This window comes from Pseudomarimonas salicorniae (assembly GCF_023156535.1).
Classification (GTDB): domain Bacteria; phylum Pseudomonadota; class Gammaproteobacteria; order Xanthomonadales; family Xanthomonadaceae; genus Pseudomarimonas; species Pseudomarimonas salicorniae.
The window spans coordinates 270,431-285,394 of record NZ_JALNMH010000003.1; the positions used below are offsets into that span (position 1 = coordinate 270,431).

Sequence of the window (14,964 nt, forward strand, 5' to 3'; positions counted from 1 at the left end):
CATGCCGCAAAGCGAGGCGCGCGGGGATCAGGTGGTCATCCGCTCCCAGAAGGATTTCACACCATCCAGCCAGGAGCTGGCGCGCGGGGAGTGTTCCTGACCGGTGCCCTCGAAGCTGGCCTCGAACTCCTCGAGGATCTCGCGCTGGCGCTTGGTCAGCTTGACCGGTGTCTCGACCACCACCTTGCACATCAGATCGCCCGGCGCATGGCTGCGCACCGACTTCACGCCCTTGCCGCGGAGACGGAACATGCGCCCGGTCTGGGTTTCCGCCGGAATCCGCATCACCGCCTCGCCATCGAGGGTGGGCACGTGCAGTTCGGCGCCGAGCGCGGCCTGCGAGAAGCGGATCGGCACCTCGCAGTAGAGGTCATCACCGTCGCGCTGGAAGATGTCGTGCTCGCGCACGCTGATCTCGACGTAGAGGTCTCCCGGCGGCGCGCCAGCGGGCCCGGCTGCGCCCTCGCCACCGAGCCGGATGCGATCGCCGTTGTCGACGCCGGCCGGCACCTTGACGGCCAGGGTCTTCTCCGACTCCATCCGCCCCTGGCCCCGGCAGGTCTTGCACGGCTTGCTGACCACCTTGCCGGTGCCCGAGCAATGCGGACAGGCCTGCTGCACCGAGAAGATGCCCTGCTGCATGCGCACCCGGCCCTGGCCGCGGCAGGTGCCGCAGGTCTCGACCTTGCCGTCCTCGGAGCCCGAGCCGTCGCAGGTCTGGCAGCCGACCAGGGTCGGGATGACGATCTGCCGCTCGACGCCGAACACGGCTTCCTCGAGGTCCAGCTCCATGACGTAGCGCAGGTCAGCCCCGCGTCGCGGCTGCGACCGGCCACGGCCACCGCCGAAGATGTCGCCGAAGATGTCGCCAAAGATGTCGCCCACATCCGCGAAGCCGGGCCCCGCACCGCCGCGGCCGCCCATGCCGCCCTCGAAGGCGGCGTGGCCATGCTGGTCGTAGAGCCTGCGCTTGGCCGGGTCGGAGAGCGTTTCGTAGGCCTGCTTGGCCTCCTTGAACGCCTCCTCGGCCGCCTTGTCACCCGGATTGCGATCCGGGTGGTGCTTCATCGCAAGGCGCCGGTAGGCCTTCTTCAGCTCTTCCTCGGTGGCGCTCTTCTGCACACCGAGGATTTCGTAGTAGTCGCGTTTGCTCATGGAAGCCGTGATTCGTGATGGGTGATTCGTGATTCGCCAAAGCGGCCGCGCGTTGGCCTGAAACGCATCGCGATCCGCGACTGGTGACTCGTGAGCGCCGTTGGCTCTACGAATCACCAATCACGAATCACGAATCACGTCATCACTTCTTGTCGTCCTTGACCTCGGTGAACTCGGCGTCGACCACGTCGTCGGCCTTGCCGCCGCCGGCGCTGCCGCCACCGGCGTCACCCGGGCCGTCGCCGCCCTGGAAGCCGGCCGCGGCGGCGGCCTGCAGGGACTGGGCGGCCGACTCGAGGGCCGCGGTCTTGGCCTCGATCTGCGCCTTGTCATCGGACTTCATGGCGGTCTCAAGATCGGACAGCGCCGACTCGATCGCTCCGATCTGGTCGGCCGGCACCTTGCCGCCGAACTCCTTGATGGCGCCACGGGTGGCGTGGATCAGGGCGTCGGCCTTGTTGCGGGCACCGACCAGCTCGTGGAATTTCTTGTCTTCCTCGCGATGCGCCTCGGCGTCCGCGACCATGCGCTGGATCTCGTCGTCGGACAGACCCGAACCAGCCTTGATCTCGACCCGCTGCTCCTTGCCGGTCTTCTTGTCCTTGGCCGAGACGTGCAGGATGCCGTTGGCGTCGATGTCGAAGTTGACCTCGATCTGCGGCATGCCGCGCGGCGCGTTGTCGATGCCGGACAGGTCGAACTTGGCCAGCGACTTGTTGTAGCGGGCCTGCTCGCGCTCGCCCTGAAGTACGTGCACGGTGACCGCGGTCTGGTTGTCCTCGGCGGTCGAGAACACCTGCGAGGCCTTGGTCGGGATGGTGGTGTTCTTCTCGATCAGCTTGGTCATCACGCCGCCGAGGGTCTCGATGCCCAGCGACAGCGGGGTGACGTCGAGCAGCAGCACGTCCTTGACGTCGCCGGCCAGCACGCCGCCCTGCACCGCCGCGCCAATGGCCACGGCCTCGTCCGGGTTGACGTCCTTCTTGGGCTCCTTGCCGAAGAACTCGGTGACCGCCGCCTGCACGCGCGGCATGCGGGTCTGGCCGCCGACCAGGATCACTTCGCCGATGTCGGAGACACGGACGCCTGCGTCATTGAGCGCCACCTTGCAAGGCTCGATGGTGCGCTTGACCAGGTCCTCGACCAGGGCTTCGAGCTTGGCGCGGGTCAGCTTGATCGCCATGTGCTTCGGGCCCGAGGCATCCGCCGTGATGTACGGCAGGTTGACCTCGGTCTGCTGGCTGGATGACAGCTCGATCTTGGCGCGCTCGGCGGCGTCCTTCAGGCGCTGCAGGGCCAGCGGATCCTTGCGCAGGTCGATGCCCTGATCCTTCTTGAACTCCTCGACGAGATAGTCGATGACGCGCTTGTCGAAGTCCTCGCCGCCAAGGAAGGTGTCGCCATTGGTGGCCAGCACCTCGAACTGCTTCTCGCCGTCGACCTCGGCAATCTCGATGATCGAGACGTCGAAGGTACCGCCGCCGAGGTCATAGACCGCGATCTTGCGATCACCGCCCTTCTTGTCGAGGCCGTAGGCGAGCGCGGCCGCGGTCGGCTCATTGATGATGCGCTTGACCTCGAGGCCGGCGATCTTGCCGGCGTCCTTGGTCGCCTGGCGCTGGCTGTCGTTGAAGTAGGCCGGGACGGTGATCACCGCCTCGGTGACCGTCTCGCCGAGATAGGCCTCGGCGGTCTTCTTCATCTTGCCCAGCACCTCGGCAGAGATCTGCGGCGGCGCCATCTTCTTGCCGTCCGCGGTCGCCACCCAGGCATCGCCGTTGTCGTGGGCGATGATGCCGTAGGGCACCAGGTCAATGTCCTTCTTCACCTCGGCGTCGGTGAACTTGCGGCCGATCAGGCGCTTCACCGCGTAGAAGGTGTTCTTCGGATTGGTCACCGCCTGGCGCTTGGCCGAGGCGCCGACCAGGGTCTCGCCGTCCTTGGTGAAGGCGACGATGGACGGCGTGGTGCGATCGCCCTCCGAATTCTCGATGACCTTGGCCGTGCCACCCTCCATCACCGCAACGCAGCTGTTGGTGGTGCCCAGGTCGATACCGATGATCTTGCCCATGTGATGTCTCCCAAGATTTTCAATGCTGCGGCCGGGGCGACCGCCTGTTGGTTGGCTAGGTGGAGGTGAGGACGGCGTGATTCAAGGGGGCGCTCGCGCCCCAGGGCTCAGAGGCCAGGGCTCAGGGCTCAGGAGGAGCGAACAGCCCGCCAGTTCGCGGCGCCCTGCTCTTCCTGAGCCCTAGGCCCTGAGCCCTAGGCCCTGCTACTTGGCCACCACCACCAGGGCCGGGCGCAGGAGGCGGCCGTTGAGGAGGTAGCCCTTCTGCATCGCGCTGACCACGGTGTCGGCGGGGTGGTCGCTGGACTCCGCGACGCTTACTGCCTGGTGGTGGTCGGGGTTGAACGGGGCGCCGGCGCCGGGCACCGGGACCAGGCCGTGATCCTCGGCGACCTTCTGCAGCTGCCGCAGGGTCAGCTCGACGCCTTCGCGCAGGCGTTCGAAGTCGGTGCCGCCGGCTTCCAGGCCGCGCTCCAGATTGTCCATGACCGGCAGCAGCTCACTGAGCAGGCGCTCGTTTGCGAAGCGGCGGGCCTGGTCGAGCTCGCGGGCCATGCGCTTGCGCTGGTTGTCGAGGTCGGCGCGCTCGCGCAGCTGCTCGTCGCGGACCGCCAGCAGGGCGGCCTCCAGCTCGGCGATGCGGGCTTCGGCGTCGGACGCGCGGTCCTCGGCCTCCAGGGCCTCGTCGGACACGTGCTGGCCCTGTTCGGCCGGATTGGATTCGGTCGCTTGCATGCTCACTCCGTCTGCGTTGGATCCAGCCGGCGCTCCCCGCCGGCCAACATGTTCCCGGAAATGGGGGCGGGCCCAGGCAATTCAAGCGCCCGCGGCAGGGCCGTATGCGGCGGCAACGGAAAGGCCGGTCAGGACGCGAAGCAGACCTTCCGCAGATCCCAAATGTAGCCAGCTTGCTGGCGATAGGCGCCCCGGACGGGACGATCGCCAGCAAGCTGGCTCCTACACGCAACGGTGCTGCAAGGTCCGGTTTGCGCCGCAAAGCAGGCCTTGCCGCAGCCAAATTGTGGGAGCGCCCTTGGGCGCGACCGCAGCGCTACGGATTCATCACAGACCGCGGCCAGAGCGGAACTCCGCGGTCGCGCCCATGTGCGCTCCTACAGTCGGGCTTCGTTGGGGGTCGGCGAAGGCCCATAGGGTGTGCCTTGGCGCACCGATACGGACGTTCGGACGGTACGCGCGGCGCGGCCAGCCGCCCCCTATGAACGTCTTCTTTGCGCCCGAACCCGCCCCTCAGCGCTGCGCGAGCGCCTCGCCGACGGCCTGGGCGGCGGCCTGCACGACCGGGATGACCCGCTCATAGGCCATCCGGGTCGGGCCGATGACGCCCAGGACGCCGAGGACCTTGCCCTCGGCGCCATAGGGCGCGGTGACCACGGTGCACTGGTCGAGCGGGGCGACCCCGGACTCCTCGCCGATGAACAGCCGCACGCCCTTGGCGTGGATGCAGCCTTCCAGCAGCTGGACCAGCTCGCGCTTGCGGGAGAAGGCCTCGAACAGCTCACGCAGGCGCTCGAGGTCGGAGAGGTCCTGAACGCCCATCAGCCGGGTCTGGCCTGCGACCAGCACATCCTCGGGGTCGGACTCACCGAACGCGGCCTCGGACAGGTCGATGGCGGTGGCCAGGGCGCGCTCCATGGCCGAACGCGTCTCGCGCAGCTCGCGGACCAGGTCGCGGCGGATCTCGGAGAGATGCCGGCCGCTGTAGTGCGCGTTCAGGTAGTTCGAGGCCTGCTCCAGCTCCGACGGCGAGAACGGCCGCGAGGTCTGGATGATCCGGTTCTGCACCTCGTTGTCGGTGAACACCAGGATCACCAGCACCCGGTTGCCGTCGAGGGCAACGAAGTCGATGTGCCGGAAGGCGAACTGCTCGCGCTTGGGCACCGTGACGAGGCCCACGAAGTGGGTCATCGCCGAGAGCAGCTCGGAGGCGCCGCTGAGCACCTGCTGGGTGCCCTGCCCGGCCGGCAGCCGCGCGCGCAGCTGCTGCACCTCTCGCACGTCCGGCGCGCCGACCTGCAGCAGGGAGTCCACGAACACCCGGTATCCCTGGGCTGTGGGCACGCGGCCGGCCGATGTGTGCGGCGTCGAGACCAGGCCGATGTCCTCGAGGTCGGCCATGACGTTGCGGATGGTAGCCGGGCTGACATCGAGCCCGCTGTGCTTGGACAGCGTGCGGGAGCCGACCGGCACCCCATCGCGGATGTACTGGGCGATCAGGGCGCGCAAAAGGGCCCGGGCTCGACTGTCCAGCAGATTGGGGCTCACGCGTTCGACCAGGCTTGGGGACCTGCCCATTAGATAAGGCCAACCCGGCCGCGGCGCAAGGGTGGATTGGCGATGCGCGATGCCCGTGGTACCGTTCGCGCCCTTCCGAGGGCGCCCATGCTGACCCGTCTCTATCTCAAGGACTTCGCCATCGCCACGGCGGTCGATTTCGACCTCCAGAAGGGGCTGGGCGTGATCTCAGGCGAGACCGGTGCCGGCAAGTCCCTGCTGGTCGACGCCCTGCTCCTGCTCTCCGGCTCGCGCGCCGATCCGGGTGTGGTCCGCCATGGCGCCGACCGCGCCGAACTGGGCGCCGAATTCCTCATCGACAGCGACTCCCCGGCCCGGGCCTGGCTGCGCGAACGCGAGCTGGACGACGAGTCGCGCTGCCTGCTGCGCCGGGTGATCCGCGCCGACGGCGGCTCGCGGGCCTGGATCAACGGCTCTCCGGCAACGGCGGGGCAGCTTGGCGAACTGGCCGGCATGCTGATCGAGATCCACGGTCAGCACGAGCACCAGGCCCTGCTCGACCGCGTCCAGCAGCTGCGCCTGCTCGACGGATTCGGCGGTCACGAGGCGCTGGCCGCCGCGGTGCTCGAGGCCCATCGCCTCTGGCGCGCCCGGGTCGACGAACGCGACGGCCTCGAAGGCGGCGGCGACCCGGCCCAGCGCATCGACTACCTGCGCCACCAGCTAGCCCAGCTCGACGCCCTGAGCCTCGACCCTGAACACATCGAATCCCTGACCCAGCGCCAGCGCCGTCTGGCCGCGGCGCAGCAGATCGCCGAGGCGCTGGAATCGGCGCAGCAGCGGCTGGCCGAGGACGGCACCGGCGGCGCCCGCGGCGCCCTGCTCTCCGCGCGCCACGCCCTGGAGCGGGTGACCCAGCATCTACCGGCCCTGGAAGACACCGTGGCCCTGCTCGACACCGCTTCGATCCAGCTCGACGAGGCCGCCCTGCAGCTTGAGCGCTGCGCCGGCGACCTCGAACTGGACGCCGACTCCGCCCAGGCGGTGGAGCGCGAGCTCTCTGACCTTCACGAACTGGCCCGTCGCCACCGGGTGCGGATGGAGGAGCTGGCCGACCTGCGCGACCGCCTGCGTGAGGAGCTGGAGCGCCTGGAGGACCTCGACGGACGCCGCGAGCGGATCGATCGCGAGATCGCCGCAGCCGCGGAAGCCTGGACGCATGCGGCCGGCAGGCTGACCGCCGCGCGCCAGAAGACCGCCGCCCGGCTGGGCACCGAGGTCTCGGCGCTGATGGAAGAGCTGGGCATGAGCGGCGGCCGTCTGCTGGTGGAGCTCAGTCCGCAGGCCGGACCCGACCCGCATCCGGCCGGCGCAGAACGCGCCGAGCTCTGCGTCAGCGCCAACGCCGGCCAGCCACCGCGTCCGCTGCGCAAGGTGGCCAGCGGCGGCGAGCTGTCACGGATCAGCCTGGCCATCGAGGTGGCCACCTTCGGCGGCGATGGCGTGCCGACCATGGTCTTTGACGAGGTCGACAGCGGCATCGGCGGCGCCATCGCCGAGGTCGTCGGGCTCAAGCTGCGCGCACTGGCCGCCCATCGCCAGGTGCTCTGCGTCACCCATCTGCCCCAGGTCGCGGCCCAGGGCCACTACCAGTTCCAGGTCAGCAAGCGGATCGAGGAAGGGGTCACTCGAAGCCAGCTGCGCCGGCTCGACGCCTCCGGCAGGGTCGAGGAGCTGGCGCGCATGCTGGGCGGTCTCGAGATTACCGACACCACCCTGGCCCATGCCCGGCAGATGCTGGCGCAGGCGGCAAGCAATCCCTGATTCGAAGTCCGAATCCGGGCGGGTCCCGGAGGCCCGATAGGGTGCTGCCTTGGCGCACCGACGCAACGCGCGGGCCTCGAGGCACCCCGCACACCCCTTAGCCGTTCGTGCCGAGGTATCGAAGCATGAACGGCAATCGGCGAGGTCGAGGGTTCGCCCTTCGATACCTCAGGGCGAACGGACACGGATGAATCGAGTTTCGGGCCGGAACGGAGGAGACAATGCTGCGGGCGCGGAGGGCGCGACCGCCGGAGGCGCTACTTGCGCGAGGCGTCCTGACCGGCGTCCTTCTTCTTGCGCACGTAGAGGACCAGGCTGTGATCCTCGATCACGTAGCCGTGCTTGTCGGCAATCTCGCGCTGCAGGCGCTCGATCTCCTCGCTGACGAACTCGATGACCTTGCCGCTGTCGACGTCGACCATGTGGTCGTGGTGCTGGCCGCGGTCGAGCTCGAAGACCGCCTGGCCGCCCTCGAAGTGATGCTTGATCACGAGACCCGCGGCTTCGAACTGGGTCAGCACCCGGTAGACCGTGGCCAGGCCGATGTCGTCCTGGTTGTCGAGCAGCTGCCGGTAGATATCCTCCGCGGTCATGTGCCGCGGGCTGGAGCTCTCGAGGATCTCCAGCACGCGCATGCGCGGGTGGGTCACCTTCAGGCCAACCTTTCGCAGGTCCTGCGATTCCATGGTCTCTCCTCGACGCTGGGTCGCCGTGTCGTGGCGAACGCCGGTTCCACCGGCTGAACGGCCCGCGGCGCTAGGCGGGCAGCGGGTGGGCGCTAGTGTATCATCGGCCGCTTCCCGCACTTCCGATGGTTCAATGCGCGCACTCGTACTCGCCGCCAGCCTCTCCTTCCTCGCCGGATGCGGGGTGATCTACAAGGTCGACGTCTACCAGGGCAACCTGCTGCGCGCGACCGACATCGAACAGCTCAAGACCGGACTCAACAAGCGCCAGGTCATCGCCCTGCTGGGCACGCCCTCGGTCGCGGATCCGTTCCACCAGTCGCGCTGGGACTACCTCGCGACGGTCAGCCAGCGCGGGTCGAAGACCGAGGTCAAGAACCTGGTCCTGAAGTTCGAAGGCGAGCAGCTGGTCAGCATCGAGGGCGACTACTTCCCCGAGAACGACGTCGAGCTGGTCCGCGAGATGCGCCGCTACGGCAACCTGCCGCGCGAGGAGCGCAACCGGCGCCGCGCCGGTCGTTCCTGATCCGGCGCGGATCACCCCGCTTTCAGCGACGTGCCCGTGGCTGCGGCCTGGACCGCGGCCTCTCCTGACGCTCTCGCTCGGCCCGCTCGCGGCGTACCGCCTTGGGGTCGCAGAGCAGCGGCCGGTAGAGTTCGACGCGGTCACCGTCGCGCAGCCGGTGGTCGGGCATCACCTCGCGACCGAACACCCCGACCGCCGGCGGCAGATCCCCGCGATCCAGGCCAGCCTCCTCGAGCGGCGCTGCGGCCAGGGCATCCGACACGCAGGCCCCCTCGGCGAGTTGCAGCTGCCAGCGCCAGCAGCGCTGTGGGAGAGCGTAGACCACATCGATACGCATCGGGCTCAGCCCAGGGTCTCACGGGCCTCGCGGACGAAATCGTCGACCAGCCGGTCGGCAAATCCGCGAAAGCCGCTGGCCAGCGCAGAGCCGAGGAAGCGACCGGCGAGTTCGAAGTCGAGCATCAGGCTGACCCGGCAGGCGTTCTCGGCCAGCGGCACGAAGTCCCAGTGCCCGTGCAGGTCGCTGAACGGCCCTTCAACGAGCTTCAAACGGATGCTCCGTCCCGCCTCGACCTGGTTACGCGTGGTAAAACTGACACGCAGCCCACCAAGGCGCACGGCCAACCGGGCCACCCGCCAGTCCTCCCCGCGCTCCAGCACGGCGCCTTCATCGCACCAGGCGAAGCGGCGCGGGTAACTGTCGACGTCGTCGACCAGGCCGAACATCGATTCGGCGCTGGCCCTGACCAGGGCACTGCGTTCGACCCGGCTCAACGTCCTGACTCCGTCAAGGCTCGCCAGCCGGTATCCGGTTCCGCCAGAATCCCACGCAAGGAAGCGATCCCATGTCCAAGAAAGCGGCCAAGAATAGCGGAACCGACAAGACCATCGCGCTGAACCGACGCGCGCGGCATGAGTATGCGCTGGGCGATCGCTTCGAGGCGGGCCTGTCCCTGCAGGGCTGGGAGCTGAAGGCGATCCGCGCCGGTCGGGCGAACATCAGCGAGAGCTATGCGGTGATCCGCGGCGGCGAGCTGTTCCTGTTCGGTGCCCAGATCACGCCGCTGATCTCGGCTTCGACCCACGTGCTGGCCGACGACCGGCGAACCCGCAAGCTGCTGCTGCACCGCCACGAGATCGACCGGCTGATCGGCCGGGTGGAGCGCGAGGGCTACACACTCGTGCCCACCGCGATGTACTGGAAGGGCAACAAGGTCAAGCTGGAGCTTGCCCTCGCCAAGGGCAAGCAAAGCCACGACAAGCGCGCCACCGAGAAGGAGCGCGACTGGAACCGCGAGAAGCAGCGGGTGATGCGCCGGGGCAATCCCCATGCATGACACGCCCTCCCGCCCGCGCTTTCCGGCGCGCATCGAACGGCTGACCGCCGACCCGGCCTCCCAGGCCTGGGCGTTGCATGGCAAGGCCATCGCCATGCAGCTGGCGGGCCGGGAGGTCTGCATGCTGTCGGTGGGCGACCCGGATTTCGACACCCCGCCTTCCATCGGCGAGGCCGCCTGGCGGGCGCTGCGTGCGGGCCGCACCCACTATCCGGCGATCGCCGGCGACACCGCCCTGCGCGGAGCGATCGCAGCCCACCATCGTGAGCTGTCCGGCAGCGACTGCGACCCGGGCCAGGTGCAGGTCTTCGCCGGCGCCCAGAACGCCCTGTTCATGCTGATGCAGGCGCTGGCCGGCGAGGGCGACGAAGTGATCATCGCCGACCCCTACTACGCCACCTATCCCGGCGTGATCGCAGCCTGCGGGGCGCGCATGCGCGCCCTCGACACGCGCGACAGCGGCTGGCACCTCACCGCGGCGGGTATCGCGGCCGCGCTGACCCCGGCGACCCGCGTCGTCCTGCTGAACTCGCCGAGCAATCCCTGCGGCGTGATCACGCCGGCCGAGGAGGTCGAGCGCATCGTCGAGCTCTGCCGCCGACAGCAGCTGTGGCTGGTCGCCGACGAGGTCTACGGCGAACTGATGTTCGAGGGCGGTTTCCATTCGGTCTGGCGACACCATGCCGAACATGACCGCATCGTGGTCATCGGCAGCGCCTCCAAGCGCTTTGCGATGACCGGCTGGCGGCTGGGCTGGTGCCTGGCGCCGCCTGACCTGATCGTCCGCCTGAAGGCGCTGGCCACGGCAGGTCTGTTCGGCACCCCGCCCTTCCTGCAGGACGCGCTGGCCGAGGCGCTGACTGCGCCGCCGGCCGAGGCCGAGGCCATGCGTCGCGAGTACGCCGAGCGCGCCCGCACCGTCCTTGCCGCGCTGGACCATTGTCCGGGGCTGCAGCCGATCGTTCCGAGTGCCGGCATGTTCGTCTCGATCGACCTGTCCGGGCACGCCCTGGACGGCACCGCCTTCGCCGAGGCCCTGCTCGCCGACGAGGCCGTCGCCCTGATGCCCGGGATTGCCTTTGGCGAGAGCCTGCGCCAGGGACTCAGGCTCAGCCTGGTGGCACCGCGGCCGCGCCTGGCCGAGGCCTGCGCCGCCATCCGCCGGGTTGCCTCGCGCTGGGCGACCGCGGCCGCGGAGGCCTGAGACATGTCCGCCTTCCTGATGTCGCTGCGCGACGTGCCGGTCGACGAGTACGAGGAGATCCGCACCCTGCTCGACGACAACCGCATCGAGCACTACCGCACCGAGCCGAGCCGTTGGGGCATCTCGCACGGCGCCATCTGGCTGGTCGAGGACGGTGGGCTGGCGCAGGCGCGGACGCTGCTGGAGGAATATCAGCGAGGCCGGGGCGAACGTGCCCGGGCCGCATTTGCCGAAGCGGCGCAGCGCGGCGAGGTGCCTACCCTCTTTCAGCGCTTCCGCGAACGCCCGCTGGTCAGCGCGGCGCAGTGGCTCGGCCTGCTTGTGGCGCTGGCCCTGTCCATCCTGCCGTTCCTCTGGCTCGCCGGCCTGCTCGGTTGAGCCCGGGTTCGCGCAAACCGTCGGCCCGGGCACGCGGTGTCCAGGGGGGGCGCTGAGCCGTCATGAGCTTCCGGGCTAGAATGCTTGGGTTTGCGCCCTCCTTTCCGCGGCGCGCCAGTCGAATTGCAATGGAGTGTTTCCGATGAGCCAGTCTTCCGATTCCATCGTCATCGTGGGCGCCAAGCGCACCGCCATCGGGTCCTTCATGGGCCAGTTCACGGGCGTGCCGACACCGACCCTCGGCGCCACCGCGATCAAGGCGGCGCTGGAGCAGGCAGGCGTCGCCGCCGCCGACGTCTCCGAGGTGATCATGGGCTGCGTTCTGCCGGCCGGCCTGGGCCAGGCGCCGGCGCGCCAGGCCTCGATCGCCGCAGGGATCCCGGTGGCCAGCGGCTGCACCACGATCAACAAGGTCTGCGGCTCGGGCATGAAGGCGACCATGTTCGGCGCCGACCTGATCCGTGCCGGCTCGGCCAGCATCGTGGTCGCAGGCGGTATGGAGAGCATGACCAATGCCCCGCACCTGCTGAACGGCTCGCGCACCGGCATCCGCTACGGCAGCGCGCAGATGCTCGACCACATGGCCTGGGATGGCCTGACCGACCCCTACCAGGGCCAGGCGATGGGCGTCTTCGGCGAGATGTGCGCCGACAAGTACTCGATGACCCGCGAGGAGCAGGACGCCTTCGCCGCCGAGAGCGTCCGCCGTGCTCAGGCCGCAGTGGCCGCTGGCACCTTCAAGGACGAGATCGCTCCAGTGACGGTCAGCGGCCGCAAGGGCGACGTGATCGTCGACAGCGACGAGCAGCCGGGCAAGTGCATGGTGGACAAGATCCCCTCGCTCAAGCCGGCGTTCAAGAAGGACGGCACGATCACCGCCGCCAGCTCCTCCAGCATTTCCGACGGCGCCGCCGCGCTGGTCCTGATGAGCGCCGGCGAGGCCGGCAAGCGCGGCATCACGCCGCTGGCGCGGATCCTTGGCCATGCCACGCATTCGCAGGAGCCCGAGTGGTTCACCACGGCGCCGGTCTCGGCCATCGAGAAGCTGCTGAAGAAGGTCGGCTGGAGCGTCGGTGACGTAGACCTGTTCGAGGTGAACGAGGCCTTCGCCTGCGTGGCCATGGCCCCGGTCAAGGCGCTGGGCATCCCGCACGAGAAACTCAACGTACACGGCGGCGCCTGCGCCCTCGGACATCCGATCGGTGCCACCGGCGCCCGCCTCATCGTCACCCTGATCCACGCGCTCAAGCGCGCCGGCAAGAAGCGCGGCGTCGCGGCGCTGTGCATCGGCGGCGGGGAAGCGACCGCGATCGCCATCGAACTGGACTGAACCACGGGTTCAAGACGAGCATGTGCCACGACGCGACGCGTTCGCGGCACAGCAACGGTCCGGGCCGGCAGCGCAGGCGGGCCCGGACTTCCAGATCACTGCGCACACCAGCTATGCGAGGAAACGTCATGAAACGTCATCTGCTTCTGGCTCTGGGGGCCGTATCCCTGATCACTCTGGCTGCTTGCCAGCCGCAGCCTGCTGCCGAGAAGGCCAAGGAATCCGCCAAGGAAGCCGCTGAGGCTGCCAAGGAAGCCGGCGGCCACGCTGCGGATGCGGCCAAGGAAGCCGGCCAGGCCGCCGCTGCCGCTACCAGCGACGCCATGGAAGAAGGCAAGCAGATGGCCGATGAGGCCGCTGCCGCCACCAGCGAGGCGGCCGCCGATGTCGCCGACGCCGCCAAGGACATGGCCCAGGACGCCGAAGCCGCCGCCAAGGAAATGAGCGAAGAGGCCAAGGCGATGGCTGCCGAAGCCAAGGCTGCGGCCGAGAAGGAAATGCAAGAGGTCAAGGAAGCCGCCAAGGAAGACTGACCCTCCGCCGCTGCGGGAGGGCTCGCCCTCCCGTGGCTTTGCCATGGACGCAAGGCATGCCGCGCATCGTTTCCCGGATAGACCCCCGCAGCAGCGAGTTCCAGGAGAACCGCCAGCATCTGCTGGACCTGGTGGAGGAGCTTCGCCAGCGCCTGGCCCGCGCCGCCGAGGGCGGTGGGGAGCGCGCGCGTAACAAGCACACCGAACGCGGCAAGCTGCTGCCGCGCGACCGCATCACCGCCCTGCTCGACCCGGGCTCGCCGTTCCTCGAGATCTCGCCACTGGCGGCCGAAGAGATGTACGACGGCGCGGCGCCCGGCGCCGGCCTGGTCGCCGGCATCGGCCGGGTCCACGGGATGGAGGTGATGGTGGTGGCCAACGATGCCACCGTGAAGGGCGGCACCTATTTCCCGATGACGGTGAAGAAGCACCTGCGCGCGCAGGAGATCGCCCGCGAGAACCGTCTTCCCTGCGTCTACCTGGTCGACTCCGGCGGCGCCTTCCTGCCGCTGCAGGACGAGGTTTTCCCGGACAAGGAGCATTTCGGCCGGATCTTCTTCAACCAGGCGCGCCTGTCGGCGGAGAACATCCCCCAGCTCGCCGTGGTCATGGGCTCCTGCACCGCCGGTGGCGCCTACGTGCCGGCGATGTGCGACGAGAGCATCATCGTCAAGGAACAGGGCACGATCTTCCTCGGCGGGCCGCCACTGGTTAAGGCGGCCACAGGCGAGGTGGTCGACGCCGAGACCCTCGGCGGCGCCGAGGTGCACACCACGACCTCGGGCGTGGCCGATCATTTCGCCGAGAACGACCGCCACGCCCTGGCCATCGCCCGCGACGTGGTCCGCCAGTTCAACCGGGTCAAGCCGATGCCGCTGGCCGTGCAGCCGCCGCGCGAGCCGGCCCATCCCACCGAGGAGCTGTACGGCGTGGTGCCGAAGGACACCCGCCGCCCGTTCGACATCCGCGAGGTGATCGCGCGCATCGTCGACGGTAGCGAGCTGCAGGAGTTCAAGGCCCGCTACGGCAAGACCCTGGTCACCGGCTTTGCCCACCTGCACGGCTATCCGGTCGGCATCATCGCCAACAACGGCATCCTGTTCTCGGAAAGCGCGCTGAAGGGCGCGCACTTCATCGAGCTGTGCAACCAGCGCGGGATACCGCTGGTGTTCCTGCAGAACATCACCGGCTTCATGGTCGGCCGCAAGTACGAGAACGCCGGCATCGCCCGCGATGGAGCAAAGATGGTCACCGCCGTGGCCTGCTCCTCGGTGCCGAAGTTCACCGTGGTCATCGGCGGCTCGTTCGGTGCCGGCAACTACGCCATGTGCGGCCGGGCCTATGGCGCCCGCTTCCTTTGGATGTGGCCCAACGCGCGGATCTCGGTGATGGGCGGCGAACAGGCGGCCAGCGTCCTGGCGACGGTGCGTCGTGACGGCATCGAGGCCCAGGGCAAGCAGTGGAGCAGCGAGGACGAGGAGACATTCAAGGCGCCGATCCGCGAGCAATACGAGCGCCAGGGCAGCCCCTACTACGCCAGCGCCCGGCTCTGGGACGACGGAATCATCGATCCAGCCGACACCCGGCGGGTGCTGGGACTGGGCCTATCCGCCTCGCTCAACGCCCCGATCGAACCCGCCCGCTTCGGCGTCTTCCGCATGTAAGCC

15 protein-coding genes are annotated in these 14,964 nt (G+C 68.9%); 8 read left to right on the forward strand and 7 right to left on the reverse strand.

Annotated elements, in window-relative coordinates; translation table 11 throughout:
* Nucleotides 1–27: 27 nt before the first annotated feature.
* The 4 genes from dnaJ to hrcA form a co-directional block, all read right to left on the reverse strand.
* Nucleotides 28–1,155, reverse strand: a complete 1,128-nt coding sequence (gene dnaJ, locus M0G41_RS05460) for a molecular chaperone DnaJ (protein ID WP_248206202.1) — start codon at nucleotides 1,153–1,155, stop codon at nucleotides 28–30.
* A gap of 142 nt (nucleotides 1,156–1,297) precedes the next feature.
* Complete coding sequence (dnaK, locus tag M0G41_RS05465) at nucleotides 1,298–3,226, reverse strand: molecular chaperone DnaK (protein ID WP_248206207.1); 1,929 nt, start codon at nucleotides 3,224–3,226, stop codon at nucleotides 1,298–1,300.
* Nucleotides 3,227–3,430: 204 nt separating this feature from the next.
* Nucleotides 3,431–3,961, reverse strand: a complete 531-nt coding sequence (gene grpE / locus M0G41_RS05470) for a nucleotide exchange factor GrpE (protein ID WP_248206211.1) — start codon at nucleotides 3,959–3,961, stop codon at nucleotides 3,431–3,433.
* A gap of 513 nt (nucleotides 3,962–4,474) precedes the next feature.
* On the reverse strand, nucleotides 4,475–5,497 hold the full coding sequence (gene hrcA / locus M0G41_RS05475; protein WP_248206343.1) for a heat-inducible transcriptional repressor HrcA: 1,023 nt from the start codon (nucleotides 5,495–5,497) through the stop codon (nucleotides 4,475–4,477).
* Between the two features lie 129 nt (nucleotides 5,498–5,626).
* On the opposite strand from hrcA, the gene recN reads away from it, so the two are divergent.
* Nucleotides 5,627–7,303 carry a DNA repair protein RecN gene (gene recN / locus M0G41_RS05480; protein ID WP_248206214.1) on the forward strand — a complete coding sequence of 559 codons (1,677 nt, stop codon included), beginning with the start codon at nucleotides 5,627–5,629 and terminating at the stop codon, nucleotides 7,301–7,303.
* Between the two features lie 257 nt (nucleotides 7,304–7,560).
* Here recN and fur read toward each other — a convergent pair whose 3' ends face one another.
* Complete coding sequence (gene fur, locus M0G41_RS05485; protein WP_248206217.1) at nucleotides 7,561–7,989, reverse strand: ferric iron uptake transcriptional regulator; 429 nt, start codon at nucleotides 7,987–7,989, stop codon at nucleotides 7,561–7,563.
* A gap of 133 nt (nucleotides 7,990–8,122) precedes the next feature.
* Between fur and M0G41_RS05490 the strand changes: the two genes are divergently transcribed.
* Nucleotides 8,123–8,515: an outer membrane protein assembly factor BamE gene (locus M0G41_RS05490; protein ID WP_248206220.1), complete on the forward strand. Its 393-nt coding sequence runs from the start codon at nucleotides 8,123–8,125 to the stop codon at nucleotides 8,513–8,515.
* A gap of 22 nt (nucleotides 8,516–8,537) precedes the next feature.
* On the opposite strand, the gene M0G41_RS05495 is transcribed toward M0G41_RS05490, so the two are convergent.
* On the reverse strand, nucleotides 8,538–8,852 hold the full coding sequence (locus tag M0G41_RS05495) for an RnfH family protein (protein ID WP_248206222.1): 315 nt from the start codon (nucleotides 8,850–8,852) through the stop codon (nucleotides 8,538–8,540).
* Between the two features lie 5 nt (nucleotides 8,853–8,857).
* Nucleotides 8,858–9,289: a type II toxin-antitoxin system RatA family toxin gene (locus M0G41_RS05500; RefSeq protein WP_248206224.1), complete on the reverse strand. Its 432-nt coding sequence runs from the start codon at nucleotides 9,287–9,289 to the stop codon at nucleotides 8,858–8,860.
* Between the two features lie 71 nt (nucleotides 9,290–9,360).
* Here M0G41_RS05500 and smpB point away from each other — a divergent pair, with 71 nt between their 5' ends.
* The 6 genes from smpB to M0G41_RS05530 all read left to right on the forward strand — a co-directional run bounded on the left by smpB (nucleotide 9,361) and on the right by M0G41_RS05530 (nucleotide 14,961).
* Nucleotides 9,361–9,852: an SsrA-binding protein SmpB gene (gene smpB / locus M0G41_RS05505; protein WP_248206226.1), complete on the forward strand. Its 492-nt coding sequence runs from the start codon at nucleotides 9,361–9,363 to the stop codon at nucleotides 9,850–9,852.
* Nucleotides 9,845–11,056 carry a pyridoxal phosphate-dependent aminotransferase gene (locus tag M0G41_RS05510; protein ID WP_248206229.1) on the forward strand — a complete coding sequence of 404 codons (1,212 nt, stop codon included), beginning with the start codon at nucleotides 9,845–9,847 and terminating at the stop codon, nucleotides 11,054–11,056. Before smpB ends, M0G41_RS05510 begins: the two co-directional genes overlap by 8 nt.
* A gap of 3 nt (nucleotides 11,057–11,059) precedes the next feature.
* On the forward strand, nucleotides 11,060–11,434 hold the full coding sequence (locus M0G41_RS05515; RefSeq protein WP_248206233.1) for a DUF6164 family protein: 375 nt from the start codon (nucleotides 11,060–11,062) through the stop codon (nucleotides 11,432–11,434).
* A 142-nt stretch (nucleotides 11,435–11,576) separates the two neighbouring features.
* Nucleotides 11,577–12,764 carry a thiolase family protein gene (locus tag M0G41_RS05520; protein ID WP_248206235.1) on the forward strand — a complete coding sequence of 396 codons (1,188 nt, stop codon included), beginning with the start codon at nucleotides 11,577–11,579 and terminating at the stop codon, nucleotides 12,762–12,764.
* 20 nt (nucleotides 12,765–12,784) lie between these two features.
* Nucleotides 12,785–13,297, forward strand: a complete 513-nt coding sequence (locus tag M0G41_RS05525) for a hypothetical protein (RefSeq protein WP_248206237.1) — start codon at nucleotides 12,785–12,787, stop codon at nucleotides 13,295–13,297.
* A gap of 56 nt (nucleotides 13,298–13,353) precedes the next feature.
* The gene (locus M0G41_RS05530; protein WP_248206239.1) at nucleotides 13,354–14,961 is read left to right on the forward strand and encodes a carboxyl transferase domain-containing protein; all 1,608 of its coding nucleotides are present in this window, start codon (nucleotides 13,354–13,356) and stop codon (nucleotides 14,959–14,961) included.
* The last annotated feature ends 3 nt before the right edge of the window (nucleotides 14,962–14,964 follow it).

Excerpts from the sequence above, each read along its gene's own strand:
- dnaK (WP_248206207.1), bottom strand. The coding sequence starts at position 3,226 with ATGGGCAAGATCATCGGTATCGACCTGGGCACCACCAACAGCTGCGTT.
- fur (WP_248206217.1), bottom strand. The coding sequence starts at position 7,989 with ATGGAATCGCAGGACCTGCGAAAGGTTGGCCTGAAGGTGACCCACCCG.
- M0G41_RS05530 (WP_248206239.1), top strand. The coding sequence starts at position 13,354 with ATGCCGCGCATCGTTTCCCGGATAGACCCCCGCAGCAGCGAGTTCCAG.
- M0G41_RS05495 (WP_248206222.1), bottom strand. The coding sequence starts at position 8,852 with ATGCGTATCGATGTGGTCTACGCTCTCCCACAGCGCTGCTGGCGCTGG.
- M0G41_RS05515 (WP_248206233.1), top strand. The coding sequence starts at position 11,060 with ATGTCCGCCTTCCTGATGTCGCTGCGCGACGTGCCGGTCGACGAGTAC.
- smpB (WP_248206226.1), top strand. The coding sequence starts at position 9,361 with ATGTCCAAGAAAGCGGCCAAGAATAGCGGAACCGACAAGACCATCGCG.
- M0G41_RS05490 (WP_248206220.1), top strand. The coding sequence starts at position 8,123 with ATGCGCGCACTCGTACTCGCCGCCAGCCTCTCCTTCCTCGCCGGATGC.
- M0G41_RS05510 (WP_248206229.1), top strand. The coding sequence starts at position 9,845 with ATGCATGACACGCCCTCCCGCCCGCGCTTTCCGGCGCGCATCGAACGG.
- M0G41_RS05525 (WP_248206237.1), top strand. The coding sequence starts at position 12,785 with ATGTGCCACGACGCGACGCGTTCGCGGCACAGCAACGGTCCGGGCCGG.
- recN (WP_248206214.1), top strand. The coding sequence starts at position 5,627 with ATGCTGACCCGTCTCTATCTCAAGGACTTCGCCATCGCCACGGCGGTC.
- dnaJ (WP_248206202.1), bottom strand. The coding sequence starts at position 1,155 with ATGAGCAAACGCGACTACTACGAAATCCTCGGTGTGCAGAAGAGCGCC.
- M0G41_RS05520 (WP_248206235.1), top strand. The coding sequence starts at position 11,577 with ATGAGCCAGTCTTCCGATTCCATCGTCATCGTGGGCGCCAAGCGCACC.
- grpE (WP_248206211.1), bottom strand. The coding sequence starts at position 3,961 with ATGCAAGCGACCGAATCCAATCCGGCCGAACAGGGCCAGCACGTGTCC.